The following is a 21,595-nucleotide window of genomic DNA, read 5'->3' on the forward strand; positions in this document are numbered from 1 at the left end:
ATGGAAAACCTGGTAAAAGTTAATCTTCCCGGAGGTTTTATATCGGCAGGGGATCTTTACGAGATATTGGTGATTGCCGAAAATGCAGGCGCCGGGCACATAAGGTTTGGTATCAGGCAGCAGCTTTATTTTACAGTTCCGGATGAGCATCTGGAGGATATCGAAACAGCGATGCTGGGCGCCGAGATACAATTCGAGATCAACGCCGACCTGCGGCCCAACATTGTAAGCTCCTACGTTGCCGATTCGATCTTTAACCAGGAGGGCTGGCTGCGCGAAGGGGTTTATAAGGATATCCTCGACCTGTTTGATTACGCCCCCGGTTTAAAAATAAACTTGGTTGATAACCAGCAGTCATTTGTTCCGTTTTTTACGGGAAACATCAATTTTATCGCTTCCGAGACCAATAATTACTGGCACCTATATATGCGCTTCCCAAAATCAGGGAAGCAGCACTGTTACCCATACCTTGTTTATTCGGAAGATATACCCCGGGTGGCTAAAACAGCTGAAAAGATCATCTTCGAAAACAAACGCCTGTTTTATGATCAGAAGGATGCGGATGAACAGCAGTTTTTCAAAATGCTTTCAAAAAAAAGCGATGCCAAATTTCAGGAAATGGCGCCGCCCTTGAAACTTCCGGATTTTTACCTGCCTTATTATGAGGGTTTTAATAAATATAACAATAAATACTGGCTTGGTATATATCGCCGCAACGAACTTTTTTCAATTGATTTTTTGAAAGACACATGTTTACTATGCCTTAAGACCCGCATAGGTCAAATATATACCACGCCCTGGAAGTCTATCATTATAAAAGGTATTGAGCAAACCGACCGTAGTCAATGGGGCCTGATATTGAGTAAGTACCGCCTGAATGTGCGCCATGCCGCAAACGAGTTAAATTGGCAAATAGAAGATATTTGCAGCGAAGGCTTAGAGCTGAAGCAAAAGTTGGTACGCGAGTTTGAAGAGGCAGACATGCGGACCTATCAGCTTTGTTTCGCCGTCAAAACACAACCCAAAACCGGCTTGACCGGTTCGATTATTCTAAAGAAATGCAATACCTGCCTGTATGATATTTTACATACCCGCGATTTCAATCCCAACTCAAAAGATTACGTTACCTATTTACAAGAAATAGATGTTTCAGATTTGGGTGCGTGTTTAATTGAGCTTTGTGCCGGGTTTTATACTATTCAAAACAACAATGCGGTACAGGTTACTGTTCCAGAAGAACCCACTCCTAAACATTACGAGACCGAAATTTATCAATGCAACAATTGCTTAACCCGTTATGATAAGCAATACGGAGATTACGTAAATAATATCAGCAAATATGTTGAGTTTGCTGCCTTAACGAATTATCGTTGCCCGGTTTGTGAGGCTCCAAAAACTGAGTTTAGCCGACTCAGCTGACAAGCGGCGGGTAATTAAAAGGCATTGGCCTCTTACAGCCCGGCAGATTTCCATCAAAATGCTTCACGTTCGGACAAGCGGTTCATGTGAATATCAAATATTCACAGTTTTACCGGTTTACCCCTTAAACATTGTGGCCTGCCCCCTCATGTATATATGCTTTTTACATCAACTTAGCGTCCGTTTGAAAGTTATAAACCCGGTCAAACCATTAATGAATGAAAAACAGGATAAGGAAGATATTATTTTTGGCAGCAGTTCTATGGCTTTATATAATAGCAGGATGTAAAAAAGATGCGGTGCAAAGAAGGGTGACAAATACCGGGGATACAACAGCAAATGTCAAAACTATAAATACAACCACAGCTGCCGGCGCATTAAACGGGGTCAACTGGGCATGCACGGCGGATAATTTTTGCGATACCATACTTGTCTTAAGTGGTTTGTCGGCAACCGACAGCTACAACACGGTGCAAGCGAAGAGCGCAGCTATTCTATCAGGAATACAAGCCAGTACGGGAGCTAACACTATCCGTATTCCCATCAACTACCCTACTGCCTCGCAAACATGGTGGAACTCCTATACCGGGGTGATAGATAAGGCCGTGAGCAAGGGTATGAACGTAATTATAGCCTGCTGGGAAGGTAAATCGTCAGAAGATGGGCTGATAGATGATACCACGCAGTTTTGGTCGATGTGGCAAACAGTTGTCAATAAGTACGGGAACAATCCGCATGTATATTTCGAGATATTTAACGAACCGCATGGCTATTCATTGGTGAATTGGACGTCTATTTGTGCTCAATGGCTAAATAATTACCGATCGGTATCACCGGGGCGTGTATTAGTGGACGGCACTTCGTACGCCCAGGATATAAAGGGAGTGGGTGCCGACAGCCGCCTGGCAGGTTGCCTCCTGTCAATACACGACTACACTTTTTTTAGCAATGGAACATTAAACACCGCTGCGCAATGGGAGAGCAGGTTGGCTGCCAATGTTGGAGGCTACGGAAGCCGCACCGTTTTGACCGAATTTGGTGATACAATGAATAGCGGTATCAACTATACGGGCGCGATAGGTGGAAGCCAGGATAACGCCTATATGCAGGGTTTGACAAACCAGGTCAGGATGCTGGGCATGGGAAGCGTTTACTGGCCGGGTATACGTAACGGCGATGGTTATGCGCTGCTTCAATTAGGTGGCAATGCAGGGAACCCTACCTTATCCATTACAAATTCTTCAGGACTTAGCCGTTTAAAATTCGGTTGGGGAATCGGTACTGGCGGAACGGACGTATTTTATACAGGCGCCTTTTATCGTTTCCTGAATCAAAATAGTGGACAAGCTATGGATGTTAATGGAGGCTCGGCGGTAAATGGAGCAAGTATCATTCAATGGCCTCAAAATGGCGGCAGCAATCAGCAGTGGATCATCACTGATAATGGAAATGGCTACTATAAAATAACCAATCGAAACAGCGGCCAGGCATTGGATGTCAATAGCGCTTCAACCGCCAATGGGGCGGGGATTATTCAATGGCCCTGGAACGGTGGTAGCAACCAGCAATGGCAGCTTACTTTGGCGGGTACCGCTATTTATAAGGTAGTAAACCGGAATAGCGGCCAGGCATTAGATGTTGACGGCGCTTCAAAGAATAACGGCGCCAATCTTATTCAATGGTCCGCGAACGGCGGGCTTAACCAGCAATGGCTGATTGTGCAGCAGTAACCGGGTAATAGAAACTGATTACCTTTTAACTTTATTTTTATGTCAGCTTATATTAAAAAAGCTTTTTTGAATTACTTATTAGCTATTGCCACTGTTCAGTTCGGGTGGGCTCAGTCTAAAACAATCGACATCCGGATAGATTTATCTAAAACTTATCAAACGATAGACAATTTCGGAGCATCGGACGCCTGGTCGTGCCAGTACGCGGGTACCTGGCCTGACGCAAAAAGAAGACGGATAGCAGAATTGCTTTTTAGCGGAGATACGCTTGATGACGGATCACCAAAAGGTATAGCACTTTCGTTATGGCGGTTCAATATCGGCGCCGGTAGCGCAGAGCAGGGAGAGCAAAGCGGGATCAGGGATGAATGGCGGCGTACAGAGTCTTTCCTGGACAGTACAGGCAGGTATAACTGGGAACGGCAGCCGGGGCAGTTATGGTTTTTAAAAGCGGCAAAGGCTTACGGAGTAAAGCAATTGCTGGGATTTTGTAACAGCCCTCCCGCACTGTACACACTTAACCACAAAACTTTTGCTGATAAGGGCCGTACTAATATTTCACCGGGTCGATACCATGCTTTTGCTAATTACCTGGCGGATGTGGTTAACGGACTGGATAGGAACTATAAAATCAGGTTGAACTATATCAGCCCGGTTAATGAACCGCAATGGGCCTGGAGCGACGGGGGGCAGGAAGGATGCCCGTATACCAACAAAGAAATAGCCGCGCTGGTACGGGTAATCGACTCGGCATTCAAGGCGTCAAACGTTTCATCGAAAATCGTGATTGGCGAGGCCGGAAGCATTGATTACTTGTATACAAACAATAAGGGAGGTAAGGGTAACCAGGCGGACGACTTTTTTAAAGGGTCATCGTCCGATCATGTAGGCGGCCTGTCCCGGGTTGCTGATATAATTTCAGCGCACAGTTATTTTACAACATCGCCATTATCGCGCTCGGTTGAAATGAGGACGATGTTGGCCGATACGATTTCGCGTATCAGCGGCCTTAGGTTCTGGCAGTCAGAGTATTGCATTTTAGGGGATAATAGTGGCGAGATCAATGGCTCCAAACGGGACTTAGGGATGGATGCGGCACTTTATATGGCAGGTGTCATCCATAACGACCTGACCGTTGCGAACGCCTCAGCCTGGCAGTGGTGGATGGCGCTTTCGCCTTATGACTACAAAGACGGACTTATTTACATTGATAAGGAAAAAGCCGGTGGTAACTTTTATCCAGGCAAAATGCTTTGGGCACTCGGTAATTACAGCAGGTTCATCAGGCCGGGTGCGGTCAGGCTAAGTGCGGCAATTGAAGGCATGCAAACAACTAATAAGCCGGTATTCGTCTCTGCATATAAAAAAGGAAAAGCCTTTACAATGGTAATCATTAATTCAAATGATGACCCGGTTAGGGTCAAATTATATATCAACAGCGGGCAAATATCCTTACACCGCAGCTATGTTACTTCAGAAACAAGCGACTTAAAAGCAGGGCTCCTGGAGCCTAACGGGGACGAAATAGATATTGCAGGGCGCTCGGTTACAAGCATCACCGGCATAATAAAGTAATTGCCCGGACATCATCATAGGCTAAACTTCTATTTATAATTTATAATCAAGGCGTAGTCACCACGACTGCGCCTTTTTGCTTTTTATACGCAGATAAATATTTATAATATTTTTAAATGTTATTTTAACAATTGTAAATTTAGCGTTACCTTAGTTATGGCGTAACCGCCTTAACGGGTTGCCATATAAACCAATTTAGCTTAACCAATTACCCTGTATCTGTAAAATGATGCGTATTTCGAAGGTATTACTTTGCGGTTTTTGCTGTTTTCTTTTGCAGTATTCCTATGGACAGATATGGAAGAAAGGCCGCATTAATAATGCCGAAACCGAAAATGACGCGATAACACGGTATACTATCTTGAACGGGCTCCCGTCCAGGAATAGTACAACTGTGATAAAGGACTCCAGGGGATTTATGTGGATAGGCACAGAGAATGGCCTGTGTAAGTTTGACGGTTACACATTCAAAAACTATATTAACAAAAAGGGAGACAGTACAAGTATTTCTAATAATTTCGTTAACGCACTTATCGAAGACAAACGCGGGCGTATATGGATAGGTACCATGGACGGCCTTAACGTTTTCGACCCCGCCACCGAAAAATTTAGCAGGTTTTATCATAACAAACGAAAGCAAAATTCTTTAAGCAACAATAAAGTGTGGAGCCTGTTGGCCGATCATATCGATCGTGTTTGGGTTGGCACCGACGACGGTTTCAACCTTTTCGAAGAAAATACACGCACGTTTAAAACTTACCATCCCGATGCAGCGGACAGGTATGCTATGAAAGGTAAGTCGGTTAACGCCATCATCGAAGATGGTAATACTTTATGGCTGGGAAACTGGGGCGAAGGTTTAAATAAATTCGATACCAGGACAAATAGGTTTTACAATTTTAAACAGGTGTCGTCGTCGGCAGAAAAAAGCCCGAATGACATTTGGTCGCTTTGTAAAGACCAGCACGGGTTGATTTGGGTAGGTACTTATTGGAAAGGTCTTTACAGTTTCGACCCTTCAACGCAAACGTTCAGGTCGGTTAACGGCCCTTTAACAAATAACACATCTGTTTTTACGCTGCTTACTATTGACAGGAACACGTTACTGGTGGGCGGCAACGAAAACTTCTGGTGGGTTAACACATCGGCAAATACATGGACAAAAATAGCGAGTATTGAGAATAACCCGCACGGCCATGCCTACCGCGACCGCGATGGATTGATCTGGATAGGGTCGAAAAACGGCTTAAGCAAGATCGATCAAAATCAAAATAAGTTTAACTACCTGCCGCTTGATAACAAACAACGGGAAGTCACGGATTTGCTGGTGACAGACTCCACCCTTTGGCTTGGCACGAATAAGGGGTTGACAGAGTATGATTTTAAAGCGGGAACAACAACCCTGTTTAAGCATTCTGCCAACCTGGGCAGCATCGGTAGCGACCAGGTAAGAAAGATTTACCGGGATGAGGCTGGCAAAATTTGGGTTCTAACCGAGTTTGGATTTGACGAGTTTGATGCAAAATCTCAAACATTCCGGCACCACTACCACCATTCCGCTCTCGGGAGCCTCTTTAACGAAGACGTTTTCCGGGATATGATCGAGATCAAACCAGGCGTATACGGCCTGGCGACCGATGCCGGCTTCAAAATATTTGACAGCAAGACCGGGCAGTTCCGTCATTATTTCAACCGGGCCGATGACCCTTCGGGTATTAGCAACAATCACCTCAATTGCTTACTTAAGGATAGGAGTAGTAATATCTGGATCGGTACAACAGGGGGCGGCCTGAACAGGTTTGATCCGCGGACGGGAAAATTTAAAGCCTATTTCAGCAACGATAAGATAAAAGGCGCAATAAGCGACAACACTATCCAGGGACTGTTTCTTGACAGCCGCGGCAATATCTGGATATGTACGCCCGATGGCCTTAATCAATATATCAAGGCCACAGACTCTTTTGTTGTTTATTCAAAAGTCGATGGATTTGCGAGCAATGTCTTCAATAGTATAGTAGAAGACCGTAACGGCAATCTATGGATAACAACCGAAAAGGGAATATCGCAATTTAATCCCGCCACCCGCGCAGTCAGAAATTATGATGACGCAGATGGCGCCTTTGTGAACAGCGCCATTTGCTGTGATAAAAGCTGCAACATTTACCTGGCCGGCGATAAGGGGCTTGAATTTTTTGACCCGTTAAAAATGAAACGTAACCGCGAGATACCTCCGGTGTTTCTTTCGGATTTTCAGATATTCAACAAGTCGATCGATGTGACCGCTTCCGGTCCGTTAAAGGAAAATCTCAACAGTGCGGAAAAAATTGTGCTGAACTACAGGCAGAGCGTGTTTTCCATCGAATTTGTTGCACTTAATTACACGCTTCCCGAAAAAAATCAATATGCTTATATGCTGGAGGGTTTTGATAAAAAATGGAATTTCAGCGGCCCCCAGCATAAGGCCACCTACACTAACCTTGACCCCGGTACTTATACTTTTAAAGTAAAAGCGGCCAATAACGACGGGGTTTGGAATAAGGTGGGCCGGTCACTGGTTATCGTTGTTACTCCGCCCTGGTACAAAACGTGGTATGCTTACCTGCTTTACCTGCTGATTGTTGTGCTGATGGTCTATATTTATGTAAAATACAGGGAGAACCAAGCCAGGCTGCACTACGAGATAAAGCTGGCGCATTTGCAAAGCGAGCAGGAAAAGGAACTGAATGAAAAAAAGCTTTCCTTTTTTACTTATATATCGCATGAATTCCGTACCCCCCTCACGCTCATTATTAACCCGCTTAAGGAGTTGCTGTACGAGGAGGAGCATGAGGTGGATATTTCGGGTATAAATACGGTTTATCGCAACGCCCGGCGTCTGTTGGGTTTGGTCGACCAGTTGTTGCTGTTCAGAAAGGCCGAGGCTGGTGCGGAAAAACTAATGGTTAGTAAGCTGAATATTGCAGATTTAAGCCGGGAGGTGTTTTTATGCTTTTCGCACCAGGCCAAAACGAAGAAAATACGATTCGACTTTTATACCTGCAGCGAAGAGGTTGAATTATACGGCGACAGGGAGAAACTCGAGATCGTTTTATTTAACCTGGTAACTAACGCGCTGAAATTTACACCTGAAAATGGACAGGTGACGTTTGCCATTAAAGAAGACGATCGGCAGGTATTAATTGAGGTAAGCGATTCGGGCTGCGGCATACCCAGGGAGGCCGGAGATAAGCTTTATACCCGGTTTTACCAGGAGTATAACGGCGCCAAGAATGATCAAGGCGGGTTTGGCGTAGGGTTGTTCCTGGTTAAAACCTTTGTTGAACGTCACAAGGGGAGTGTTAGCTATGAGAGCGAACCGGGCATGGGAACAGTGTTTTCTATCACGCTTCTGAAAGGAACGGGGCATTTGGACAGTGAAATTTGGGCAGACGACGAGGCCAGCAGTTCACGTATGCTTAAAGAGCTGATAGAGGATGAAATAACGGTAAACTCAGTAGTTGAAGAAGCTAACGAACTGTTGGCAGAATCAGACCTGAACTCTGAGTTGAAATCTATTTTGATCATAGACGATAACCGCGATTTCAGGGAGTATCTGAAACAGATCTTCAAGATCGATTACAACGTGTATGAGGCCTCTGACGGCTTAATAGGGTTGGAGATGATACGGGAAATATTACCCGAAATAGTGATCAGCGATGTAATGATGGAAGGCATGAGCGGTATCGAGTTATGTTCAATGGTACGCGAGGACATGTCCATCAGCCATATCCCCATTATTTTACTCACCTCCAGCTCATCTGTCGAGATCAAACTGAAAGGCCTCGAAGGTGGCGCTGATGATTACATCAGTAAGCCTTTTGATAAGGATATTCTTAAGGCCAGGGTTGCCGGTATTTTGAAAAGTAAAAACAACCTGCAAAAATACTTCTACAACGAGATCACGCTTAATAAGAACCCGCATAAAATATCCATCGAGTACAAAAGTTTTCTCGAAAATTGTATCAATATAGTCGAAAAACACCTGACCGACCCCGATTTCAACATTCAAACTCTCGCTTCAGAATTGTCAATTTCGCATTCCAGTCTTTACAAAAAGATCAAGTTTATTTCCGGGCAATCGGCAAGCAGTTTTATAAGGTCCATACGGCTTAGAAAGGCGGCGCATTTGTTTATCAACACCAATTACAACATATTGGAAACATCCTACCTGGTGGGTATAAATGATATTAAATATTTCAGGGAGCAGTTTAAAAAACTCTTCAACATGAACCCATCACAATATATTAAGAAATACCGCAAAACTTTCTCGAACGAGTTGGTTCACCACGAAACAGGCAGGAGCTTGTACAGTTAAGCCTGTTTTATGAATTTACCCCTCTAACTTGACAGATTACCCCCGTCTCCATATTGGCTTAATTGAGTTGTTTTGAATTGTGGCAGGATAACCATACTCCATGTTTATATCCCGCTTATTACCAATTCCTGATGATGAAAATTTTTACGAGCTGTATCCTGGGTTTTATTGCCCTGTTTATATTTGCCGGCCTGATTGGTTGCTCCCATAAAACGCCCGTGGTACACGCGCAGGATACCTTGTTCCGCCAGCTTACCCCCGCCGAAACGAATATCAATTTTGAAAATACACTTACCGAAGGGCTGAACACCAACGTGTTGCTTTACGAATATTTTTATAACGGTGGCGGCGTAGCCATCGGTGATCTGAATGGAGACGGGCTCCAGGATATTTACTTCACCGGCAATATGGTTGATAATAAATTGTACCTGAACAAAGGCCGCATGAAGTTTGAAGATGTGACCGATAAATGCGGGTTGGCAGGCAGAAGCGGACCCTGGAAAACCAGTGCCACTATTGCCGATGTAAACGGGGACGGCAAACTTGATATTTATATCTGCTATTCGGGGAAGCTTAGGCCGGAAAAAAGAGTAAATCAATTGTTCATCAACCAGGGTAACGATGGACAGAATGTGCCTGTTTTTAAGGATATGACCACTGAATTTGGCCTCGACTTTCCATCCTATTCAACTCAGGGGTACTTTTTTGACTATGACGGCGATGGCGATCTCGATCTGCTGCTGGTCAATCACAGTCCCGAACGCCTGAACAATATCGATATAAACCAATTGCCTTTGCTGATCAAAAAAGAGGATAAAGAGCGGGGGGTGCGCCTCCTTGAGAACAGGAATGGGCATTTTACGGATCGTACAAAAGAGAGCCATATTGAAAACGGCACTGTTTCCTATGGTTTGGCAGCAGGTATTGCTGATATCAATGGCGACGGCTGGCCCGATATTTATATCAATAACGATTATAATATTCCCGACAAACTTTATATCAACAATAAAAACGGAACTTTTACCGATCATTTGCAGGATTACCTGGGACATACGTCATTCTATTCGATGGGTAATGATATTGCCGATATAAATAACGACGAAAAACCTGACATCATTACGCTGGACATGCTGCCCGGGGATAACCATAGTCAAAAGCTGTTAGCCGGACCGGATAATTATGAGCTTTTCGACCTGAACGTTAAAAATGGATTTTATTACCAATACATGCGCAATATGCTGCAGCTTAATAATGGAAACGGGAAGTTTAGTGAGATTGGCCAGGTTGCAGGAATTTCCAATACCGACTGGAGTTGGGCGCCATTGCTTGCAGATTACGATAATGATGGATGGAAGGACTTGTTCGTAACCAACGGCTTCCTGCGCGATTATACCGATATGGATTTCCTGAAATATATGGGCGACTATCTGCAGGACAGGCGTGTGGCGCGGCAGGATCTTTTAGATATCGTTCAAAAGATGCCCTCGTCGAAGGTTAAAAGTTACTTATTCAAAAACAACGGCAATTTAACTTTTAGCGATGTGTCTGCTGCCTGGGGGATCAAAGATTTTTCGAACAGCAATGGCGCGGCCTACGTCGATCTGGACAACGACGGCGATCTGGACCTTGTGGTTAATAATGTTAACCAGCCTGCATTTGTTTATGAAAACCGTTCACATGGGCAAAATCACAACCATTATCTCAGCATATCATTGAAAGGTTTGCGTGGGAATACTGAGGGTATAGGGTCAAAGGTTGTTATCTATGCCGGAGGCAACGCCCAGGGGCTTGAACAAATGCCGGCCCGCGGCTACGAATCCTGTGTTTCGCCGGTGCTGCATTTTGGCCTTGGAAAAGTGAAAGAGATCGACTCATTGAAAATAACGTGGCGTTCGGGTCTATCGCAATTTTTATACCACGTAAAGGCCGATCAGCTGCTAACGCTCGACGAACGGGGTGCACTTAAGCCGTCAGCCGTGCAGCCTGCAATCAAACCGGTATTTACACCACTCACGTCGCCTATCGTTTACGCAGATAAACCGACTACTGTTAATGATTTTAAACGTCAGCCACTTTTGGTAAACCCCTTATCATTCAACGGGCCGTGCATGATCAAAGGAGACGTAAATGGCGACCATCTGGAAGATATTTTTATTGCCGGCGGCAACGGCGAGCCGCCTGTATTATATCTCGGTCAAAAAAGCGATGGGTTTTTAAAGAAGCCGGAACAGGTGTTTGACCAGGTCAGCAATAAACATATCGCAAGTGCGGCCATTTTTGATGCCAATGGAGATGGGAAGCCCGACTTATACCTGGCATGCGGAGGCTACGGCGATATTATGCCCGATGACCCTGTTTTGCAGGACGAACTGTTGCTGGGCGATGGGAAAGGAAATTTCAGACGGTCCGAAAATGCTTTACCCAAAATGCTTGTTAGCAAAAGTTGCGTACGCGTCGCCGATATCAATGGAGATGGCTATCCCGATCTGTTTGTGGGTGGTCGCGTAATACCGGGGAGATATCCCGAAACACCTGTAAGCTATATCCTTATCAATGATGGGAAGGGCCATTTTTCGGACCAGACGGCTAACATTTGTCCGGCATTGGTGAAACCCGGGATGGTTACAGATGCCGCCTGGATAGATCTGGATGGGAATAAACAACCCGACCTGGTTGTTGTCGGCGAGTGGATGCCGGTGCGTATTTTTACCAACGAACACGGCCGCCTAAAAGAGGCAACTAAACAATATTTGGGAAAGAGTTATTCGGGGTGGTGGAACTGTTTAACAGTTGGGGATTTTAATAATGATGGCCATCCGGATTTTATAGTGGGTAACCAGGGGTTTAACACACAATGTAAAGCCAGCGATGATGAACCCGCTGAAATGTTTTACAAAGATTTTGATGATAATGGTTCCGTCGACCCTGTTTTGTGTTTCTATGTTCAGCATAAAAGCTACCCTTATATCACCCGTGATGAACTTACCGACCAGTTAAGCATGATGCGTACGCGCTTCCCTGACTATAAAAGCTATGCAGATGCAACCATCAACGATGTATTTACTGCCGAGGAAATGCGCGGCGCAGGCCACCTGGTAGCCAATACATTTGCAACTACTTGTTTCCTGAGCGATGGCAAAGGCAAATGGCATCCATCAACATTGCCTTTGCAGGTAGAGTTTGCCCCGGTTTTTACAATCAACACACTCGATTTTGACCATGACGGTAACGCCGACCTGTTGATATGCGGCAATATGAATAAGGCCAAACTTCGCCTGGGTAAATGCGATGCCAACTTTGGTATGTTGCTCAAGGGAAATGGCAAGGGCGGTTTTTCCTACATAGATCAGTCCGAATCCGGCTTTAAGTTAAGCGGCGACGTGAGAAGTGTGATCGGTGTGAATAATACCTGGTTGTTTGGTATCAACCAAAAGCCCGTTGAGGCCTATCAAGCTAAAAACCGATGATTAGAAGACTAACTATTTATGCGCTGTTGCCGGCTCTGCTTTCCGCCGGTATCAGCTGTAAACATTCATTGCCAAAACCCGGTCTTCGGAACCAGGATATAAGCGGCGTTGTAACAACAATGACGCGGATCATGGTGCATGATGTTACCAACCCTCCACTGGCGGCGAGATTTTTTGCATACTCATGTCTGGCGGGCTACGAAGTGGTTACCGAGAATGACCCCAATGCAAGGCCATGGCAACATAACCTAAATGGCTATCCTCACTTTAGGCCAACATCGGTTAAAGGGTACGATTACCGCTTAAGCGCGTTACTTGCCATGATGGAAACCGCCGCGAAACTACAACCCTCCGGCACTGCGGTGGTTCAGTATAAACAACAATTCCTTGATTCTTGCAGGGCGTTGGGTTATGAGCAGGCCGTTATCGACAGCTCCCTGAAATATGCCTTGTCCGTTTCGAAAGTAATACTTGCTTATGCCAAAGCCGACGGGTACAGGAATATCAGCAATTACAAAAGGTACGTTGCTTTGGACACCCCGGGAGCCTGGTATCCTACCCCCCCGGCATATTTGCCACCAGTCGAGCCGTATTTTAAAAAAGTTCGTTCATTCACGCTCGATTCATGTTCGCAGTTTAAGCCGGCCCTACCTGCTAAATTCTCAACAAAAAAAAGCTCGCCGTTTTACAAACTTATGTTACTGACAGCCGATCAGGATGCTTCAAAGCTGCCGGCAGATAAGCGTAGCATTGCCGGCTTTTGGGATTGTAATCCTTTTGCCGTACAGGACGACGGGCATATGCTCGTAGGGCTAAAAAAGATATCGCCGGGAGCGCATTGGCTGGGTATAACAGCGATTGCCTGCCAGGAATCTAAAACAGGTTTCTCAAAAACAATGGAAATAAATACAGCCGTATCGGTTGGCCTGATGGATAGTTTCATTTGCTGCTGGGATGAAAAGTACCGGAGTAACCGGATAAGGCCTGAAACAGCCATTCGTCAATTACTGGATCCTGATTGGAAACCGTTGCTGCAAACCCCTCCGTTTCCCGAGTATTTAAGCGGGCACTCTTGTATTTCTGCAACCTCGGCCGTGATACTGACTTACTATTTCGGCGACCATTTTGAGTATACCGATAACGTTGAAGAGTCTTATGGATTGAAGCCGCGCAAATTCCACTCATTCGACGAAGCAGCCATTGAAGCGGGTATTTCCAGGTTATATGGAGGTATCCATTTTAAAGACGCTATCGATAACGGGCGGTTGCAGGGGATAAACGTAGGCAATTGGGTGCTTGGCAAAATAGCCGGGCGGGATTATAACAGGAACAAAAAATGAGAAAATAGGCAGAATGGCAGAAAAGCCACCTTTTTGCAACTTAAATACTTATTTACCCCTTCAATTATGCGATATATCCCCTCTTTAAATTATAGTTTTTACTTGACATTAGCCCTAACCAACCTCGTTTGATCCTTAAACCACCGGGCAGGAGATTGAACGAAAGAGAAACCAATTATTTATTTTATTATTAAAAACATGAGGAAAAAACTACTTTGTGAATTCTCTCCTCCGAGAGGAAAAAAACGTTTGTTATGCCTGGTGTTAGCCGCGACAATGGTTAACCCATGTTTGGCGGCATTTGCCGGTACCGCAAGCAAGCCCGGCATACGGCTATCGGCCTATAAACAAAATATCACCGTCACCGGTACAGTGACCGACGAAAAGGGTTTACCGCTGCCTGGCGTAACCGTGATAATAAAGGGAAGCAGCCGCGGAGTAGCAACCGACCAGAAAGGGAGCTTCTCTATCGTGGTTCCTGATGCCGGCGCCAAACTGGTATTCAGCATGACCGGTTACCTGACCCAGGAAGTGACAGTGCCCGCAGATGGTGTGGTAAATGTGCAGTTGGTAGTGGACGCAAAATCATTGAACGAGGTAGTGGTTGTAGGGTATGGTACACGGAAAAAGGCTACTTTAACGGGTTCCATATCGCAGGTAAAAGGTGCCGATCTGCTAAAGAGCCCGCAGCCAAACTTATCCAACTCGATAGCCGGCCGTATTTCGGGTGTTATTGTGAATAACACCAGTGGCGAACCAGGTTATGATGGTTCCAACATCAGCGTACGTGGTTTGGCTACTACCGGAAGCAACAGTGTACTTATTGTAGTGGACGGTGTGCCCGGCCAGATAGGTGGCTTAGAAAGGCTCGACCCGAATGACATTGAAAGCATGTCTGTACTGAAAGACGCGTCTGCAGCTATTTACGGTAACCGCGCAGCCAACGGCGTTATTCTCGTTACAACCAAGCACGGCAGGCTGGGTAAACCTACCATTAATTACAGTTTTAACCAGGGTTTTAGCTCGCCAACGCGCCTGCCCAAAATGGCCGATGCGGCAACCTACGCCCAGCTCGTCAACGAGATCAACTACTATGATAATACGGGCGGCGGCATGAACCAGGTTTATTCGGACGATCAGATACAAAAGTTTAAAGATGGCTCTGATCCGCTCAATTATCCAAATACCAACTGGGAAAAGCAGGTGCTGAAAAATGTTACGCTCCAAAACCAGCAGAGCCTTTCGGTAACCGGCGGTAGCGAAGACGTTAAGTATTTCGTTTCAGCAGGGACCATTTACCAGGACGGTTTATACCAAAACGGATCGACCAAGTATCATCAGTATAATTTTCGGTCGAATGTTGATGCGAATATTACTAAACGTTTGAAGGTAGGACTGTCGTTGTCAGGCAGGGAAGAGGACAGGGTATTTCCTGAAACCGGTGCAGGCGATATTTTCAGATCCATTTACCGCGCCTATCCCACAGTTTCCGCATTTTACCCTAACGGTTTGCCAACTTATGGTATTGAGGGTAACAACCCCGCTTTACAGGTTACTGATATAGGCGGTACCAATAACAACCCAACCCAAACTTTTAACGGAATATTGCATAGCAGCTATGCCATCCCGGGGGTAGAAGGATTATCGCTGGACGGTTTCTTTTCTGTTGACAGATCGGATGCGTTTGATAAGAATTTCAGCAAGCCTTATAATGTTTACCAATATTCATCAAGCACAGATGTTTATACACCGATCATTGTCGGCGGTAATAACAGTAACCCAATGCTGTTCGAATCCCAAACCAATAAGTCGCTTATAACATCCAACATAAAGTTAAATTACGTTCGCACTTTTGGCAAGCACGACATCAATGCATTTGTTGGGTACGAGCAGAGCAAAAATCACCTGGAATACTTTGACGCGACCCGTTATAACTACCTGTCGTCGACATTGCCCGAGTTATCACAGGGTGGTACCGCAGCAACCGATTATTTAAATTCGGGCTATAGCTCAAACTATACCCGTCAAAGCGTTATCAGCCGGTTGGCGTATTCTTATGACGAGAAGTACCTGTTTGAAGGCCAGTTACGTGCCGACGGAAGTTCTATATTTCCTTCAGGTAAACAATGGGGCTATTTCCCATCGGCATCAATAGGCTGGAGAATATCAAAAGAAGACTGGTTTAAAAATAGTGTAAAATTTATTGACGACCTGAAGCTGCGCGCTTCGTATGGCTCGTTAGGTAATGATAACGTTAACGGGTTTCAATACTTCGACAATTATATATTGGTGGGCAACGGTTTTGTGGCCAGCGTACCGGGTAGCGGTTCAAACGTTATCCAACCAAACGTAACGCTCTCAAAACTGGCTAACCCTGATATTACCTGGGAAGTTGCAAAAAAACTCGATATCGGTATCAATGCGATCTTCCTGAAAGATTTCAGCCTCGAGATGATCTATTTCCAGCAAAAACGTTCGGACATCCTGGCCACCAGGAATGCATCCTTGCCTGCAACGTCGGGAATTGTAAATCCTTATGGCTCGGATCCTCTTGTGCCTTCTGAAAATATCGGTAAGGTAAACAGTTCGGGCTTTGAGGCGACCCTGGGCTATAGCCATAATACGTCCGACTTTAGCTGGGGATTAAGCGGCAATATCACTTACGCGAAAAGTAAGGTCATTTTTGTTGACGAAGCCAGTGGCGCGCTGAGCTACCAGCGCCAAACAGATCACCCTCTGAATACTTATCTGTTATATAAGGCCGTAGGTATTTTCAGATCGCAGGAGCAACTGGATGCTACCCCGCACGTGACCGGGGCACAGGTTGGCGATGTTATTTTGGAGGATTATAACCATGATGGAAAAATTACCGCCGACGACCAGGTGAGAAGCAAATACGGCAACATCCCCGAAATTACTTACGGGTTTAGCTTTAACGCAGCTTACAGGCAATTCGATCTGTCTGTATTATTTGCCGGGCAAACCCATGTTAGCCAATATGTACTGCCAGAATCTGGTACCATCGGCAACTTTTACAGCAGCTGGGCCGATAACCGGTACAGCCCTTCGAACACTAACGGGTCTTACCCGCGTGTTTCCGATCGTGCTTCCAGCGCAATAAGCGGTGGGCTTTTTCCAAATACGTTTTGGCTGAATAACGCCTCCTTTTTACGCTTAAAGAATATACAGTTGGGCTATAATGTTAAATCGGCTTTTTTATCGAAGATCAAAGTTTCGGGCTTGAGGGTTTACGCCAGTGCGTTCAACCTGTTCACCATAACCAAGGTTAAGGACTATGATCCGGAAGGGACAAGCGGCAGCGGCCAGTTCTATCCGCAGCAGAAAATTATAAACTTAGGTGTTAACGTGAAATTTTAATCAGATAAGATAAATGAAATTACAATATAAAAGGCCGTCGTTATATATTATCCTGTGCGGGATGCTTGGGATGACGGCATGTAAGAAAAACTTTTTAACGATACAGCCAACAGACAGGATATCGACCTCGGCGATCGAGACAGATACATCGGTGTTTGAGGCTTACGTTACCAACAGATATATCGGTGTTAAGCTCCAGGATAAAGAGGGGGACGGTTCGAACCCTGGTTTTGGCCGGGGCTTCGAATACGCCATGTGGAGTTCTCTGACTGATGAATCTATATATAACAACGATGATGCTACGTGGCTGATACAAAGGGGGCAGCTGGCTCCGGAAAACCTCGGCGATGCCGGCGTGCTTTGGGCTCGCAGTTATCGGGGCATAAGGGAGTGCAATTATGGGTTAAGTGTATTGCCAAAGCTGAATATGAGCGCCGGCCATAAAACCCGTCTTGAAGGCGAGCTTAAGTTTATCCGCGCTTTCCGCTACCAGGACATAATCCGCAATTATGGCGGTGCGGTGCTGATGGGTGATAAAGTGCTCAGCCTGACCGATAACCTGCAGGACCCTTCTTTATTTAAGCGTGCAACTATCAAGGAGAGCATGGACTATGTACTTGCGCAATTAGATGATGCAGCATCAAAACTTCCTTTAGACAATGATGGATCGTGGGAATTGGGCCGTGCAACCAAAGGTGCCGCGCTTGCTCTGAAATCGCGCCTGGCATTGTATGCCGCCAGCCCGTTGTATAGTGCCGGCACCTGGGAAGACGCTGTAACCGCCGCACAGGCTGTCATCAACCTTAACAAGTATGGTATCTACCAGGGAGGTTATGCCAATATGTTTCTAACCAACGAAACGAACGAGGTGATATTTGAGCGCTTATATACAAAAAATGCCAACCATACACACATGGAGATCGCCAACGGCCCCAACGGTTATGGAGGCTGGGCCGGTAACACCCCGCTTCAGAATCTGGTAGATGATTACGAGATGGACAATGGTAAGCCGATAACCGACCCTGCGTCGGGCTACGACCCAACCCATCCGTATGATCACCGCGATCCGCGCTTTGATTATACTGTCCTCCATAATGGCTCTTCATACAGGGGCGATGTTGTTGAGGCGTTTATTCCGGGGGGTAAAGACAGCAAGGATGGTCCAAGCAATTGGAACACTACCAAAACGGGTTACTACCTGCGTAAATATATGGACGACGCTTACCCGCTGGTAAACCCATGGGGCAATGCAGGTTTCCATCCATGGATATATTTCAGGTATGCCGAGATACTGTTAAACTTTGCCGAGGCAGCAAATGAAGCATACGGTCCTGACCAGATCCCTTCCGGATCAACGTTCTCGGCAAGGCAGGCTATCGATATGATCCGCGAACGTGCCGGTGTTAACATGCCCGACCTGCCCGCCGGTTTGACACAATCGCAAATGCGCGATGCCGTACGTTACGAACGCCGTGTGGAACTTGCGTTTGAGGAACATCGTTTCTACGATGTCCGCCGGTGGAAGATTGCCGATGTTACCGAAAATAAACCAGCTGCAGGCGTAATCATTACCAAGAATGCAGATGGCTCATTCACCTACACTCCAAAAGTGGCGTTAGACGGTAGGTTATTCCTGCCGCAGCACTACTGGCTGCCTATTCCACGGTCTGAAATACAGGCCTCAGGGAATCAGTTACAGCAGAATCCCGGGTACTAGTTGAATTGGTTTGTTGCCGGGCCAAAGGCGATCTTTGGCCCGGCTTTTTTAAGTGTTGCGGTTCCGCTTTTATTCCCTGCGCAATGAAAGCCGTGACGATGTTGCTACAGGATCACCTTGCGCTTCTTAAACTAAATGACCCTTGCAACGACAGGGGCGGTTTGTAATTTTTAAAATGAGGAATATTAAATATTTTTTACTACTGATTATATCGTTTGTGGTATCGTCGTCGTTTGCGCAAAAAAGTCAGCACACTTTTTCGCTTGGCGACTCAGTTTTTTTGCTGGACGGTAAGCCATTCCAGATGATAAGCGGCGAGATGCATTATCCCCGCATACCCCGCGAAGCCTGGAGGGCGCGAATGAAGATGGCTAAAGCCATGGGGCTGAATACCATTGGCACTTATGTGTTTTGGAATGTGCATGAACCTGAAAAGGGGAAATTTGATTTTTCGGGTAATAACGACGTTGCTGAATTTGTAAGAATTGCTAAAGAAGAAGGGCTTTGGGTTATACTGAGGCCAAGCCCCTATATCTGCGCCGAGTGGGAATTTGGCGGCTATCCGTATTGGTTGCAAAACGAAAAAGGCCTCGAGGTGCGAAGCAAGGAACAGCAATACCTTAAAGCGTATGATACCTACATCAGGGAGGTGGGAAAACAACTGGCGCCTTTGCAGGTTAATCATGGCGGGAATATCTTGATGGTCCAGGTCGAGAACGAATATGGATCCTACGGCAGCGATAGGGAATACCTGGCCATAAATCAAAAAATGTTTCGCGACGCCGGTTTTGACGGACTGTTGTATACTTGCGATCCGCCGGCCGACCTGATGAAAGGCTACCTGCCAGGGCTGTTACCAGCTGTAAACGGCGACGATCCGGGAAAGGTAAAATCGCTGGTAAAAGCAGCCCATGATGGCAAAGGGCCGTTTTACATTGCGGAGTGGTACCCTGCCTGGTTCGATTGGTGGGGCACAGCACATCATACCGTGCCGGCCGCAAAATATACGGGCCAGTTGGATACCATCCTGGCCGCGGGCATTTCTATCAATATGTACATGTTTCACGGCGGCACTACCCGTGGTTTTATGAATGGCGCCAATTTTAAAGATGGTACTCCTTTTGAACCCGAGATCAGTAGTTATGATTACGACGCTCCGCTGGATGAAGCCGGTAACGCCACGGCGAAATTCATGGCTTTCAGGAAAGTTATAGAAAAGCACTTGCCGGTTGGGCAAGCACTTCCTGAAGTGCCCCCGGCCAAGCCAGCAATTGCAATTCCATCAATTAAACTTACGGGTTCGGCGACCCTGGAAGATAACCTGCCAAAAGCTAAATTGAGTAAGGAACCGCTCACTTTCGAAGATATGAAACAAGCCTACGGCTACGTGTTGTACCGGGCGGCTATCGAAGGTGGCAAAACAGGTTTCCTCAAAATTAATGGCCTCCGCGATTACGCTGTTGTGGTAGTCAATGGCAAAACAGCCGGCGTACTCGATCGGCGTTTAAAACAGGACAGTTTATTAATTAAACTCCCGAAAGGCAAAGTAAAACTGGATATACTTGCAGAAAACCTGGGCCGGATAAATTTCGGTAAGTATTTGCTTCAAAATAAGAAAGGTATTACCGGAAAGGTGACGTTTAACGGAAAAGAAGTGGATAATTGGAAAATGTATCAGTACCCTTTTAGCAATATTCATTCGGTTAGATACCTGGCTAACATTTCTTCAACACAAAGTCAGCCATCGTTGTACCATGGTGTGTTTCAGTTGAAAAAGACGGGCGATACCTACCTGGATATGAGCAAATGGGGCAAAGGGGTAGTTTGGATAAATGGCCATAACCTGGGCAGATATTGGAATATAGGTCCGCAGCAAACACTGTATATACCGGTTGAATGGCTGAAGAAAGGCAATAATGAGGTTGTGGTGTTCGAACTGCTTCAGCGCGGAAGCGATCTCTCATCACTTGCACGGCCAATTTTGGATAAACTCAAATAACCGGTAGCGATCAGCATGGTAAAAGAAAAGCGGAAATCGAAGAGATATTCCGCTTTTTTGATGATGATAAAGCTGCAAACCTGTTCGTCGGGGCAGACCATCGTTTAATTATATTGACGATCAAGTCAGAATATTTGGCGTAAATGTTCCCAGTTTTTGGAGTAAACAAAAAATGCCTGCAATTCGTGGAACTACAGGCATCTATAAACTTTTAGCGGAATGGACGGGACTCGAACCATTGCCGTAAATGCCTTTATATCAGTGATTTTCGTTTCCAAAATCAACAGGTAACCGATTAGGTAACCGAGTGAATTTATTCTTTGTTGATTTTAAATAACTTATCTCAAAAATATGAAAAAATGACAGGCTGAACAATTTTTCTGATGGCAACTGACATTATTTACGTGCATTTGAAACGATTTTGATCCTTTTGAAACGTCACCAAGCTTTCCAGTAATTTTGGATAGACTATCGTGAAACGGAATATCTTGGTCGGATACCCAATTAATATGGCCCGCAGAAGAGCCCCTTCTTGAATGCTTAGTTACATGAAAATTCCATTTAAGCCGATTAGAAGATTGAAAATCTCAATGATGTGCTCGAATCGCCGCCCTCA

9 protein-coding genes are annotated in these 21,595 nt (G+C 45.6%); all 9 read left to right on the forward strand.

All coding sequences use genetic code 11. The features are described from left to right. The 9 genes from VL525_RS07895 (at position 1) to VL525_RS07935 (ending at position 20,979) form a co-directional block, all read left to right on the forward strand. Positions 1-1,419 carry a rubredoxin gene (locus tag VL525_RS07895; RefSeq protein WP_325385145.1) on the forward strand — a complete coding sequence of 473 codons (1,419 nt, stop codon included), beginning with the start codon at positions 1-3 and terminating at the stop codon, positions 1,417-1,419. A gap of 218 nt (positions 1,420-1,637) precedes the next feature. Continuing rightward, positions 1,638-3,149: an RICIN domain-containing protein gene (locus VL525_RS07900; RefSeq protein WP_325385147.1), complete on the forward strand. Its 1,512-nt coding sequence runs from the start codon at positions 1,638-1,640 to the stop codon at positions 3,147-3,149. Between the two features lie 39 nt (positions 3,150-3,188). Continuing rightward, a complete protein-coding gene (locus tag VL525_RS07905; protein ID WP_325385149.1) occupies positions 3,189-4,724 on the forward strand; it encodes a glycoside hydrolase in 1,536 nt (511 codons plus the stop codon). A gap of 226 nt (positions 4,725-4,950) precedes the next feature. After that, positions 4,951-9,078: a hybrid sensor histidine kinase/response regulator transcription factor gene (locus VL525_RS07910; RefSeq protein WP_325385151.1), complete on the forward strand. Its 4,128-nt coding sequence runs from the start codon at positions 4,951-4,953 to the stop codon at positions 9,076-9,078. A gap of 131 nt (positions 9,079-9,209) precedes the next feature. Next, entirely contained in the window at positions 9,210-12,545 is a 3,336-nt protein-coding gene (locus VL525_RS07915) for a VCBS repeat-containing protein (protein ID WP_325385153.1), read from the forward strand. Then, positions 12,542-13,885, forward strand: a complete 1,344-nt coding sequence (locus VL525_RS07920) for a vanadium-dependent haloperoxidase (protein ID WP_325385155.1) — start codon at positions 12,542-12,544, stop codon at positions 13,883-13,885. The genes VL525_RS07915 and VL525_RS07920 overlap by 4 nt, the downstream gene beginning before the upstream one ends. Before the next feature lie 198 nt (positions 13,886-14,083). Beyond that, on the forward strand, positions 14,084-17,263 hold the full coding sequence (locus tag VL525_RS07925; protein WP_325385157.1) for a TonB-dependent receptor: 3,180 nt from the start codon (positions 14,084-14,086) through the stop codon (positions 17,261-17,263). Between the two features lie 13 nt (positions 17,264-17,276). Further along, on the forward strand, positions 17,277-18,980 hold the full coding sequence (locus tag VL525_RS07930) for a RagB/SusD family nutrient uptake outer membrane protein (protein ID WP_325385159.1): 1,704 nt from the start codon (positions 17,277-17,279) through the stop codon (positions 18,978-18,980). Between the two features lie 175 nt (positions 18,981-19,155). After that, entirely contained in the window at positions 19,156-20,979 is a 1,824-nt protein-coding gene (locus VL525_RS07935; protein WP_325385161.1) for a beta-galactosidase family protein, read from the forward strand. The last annotated feature ends 616 nt before the right edge of the window (positions 20,980-21,595 follow it).

It is taken from the genome of Mucilaginibacter sp., from assembly GCF_035492695.1.
Taxonomy (GTDB): domain Bacteria; phylum Bacteroidota; class Bacteroidia; order Sphingobacteriales; family Sphingobacteriaceae; genus Mucilaginibacter.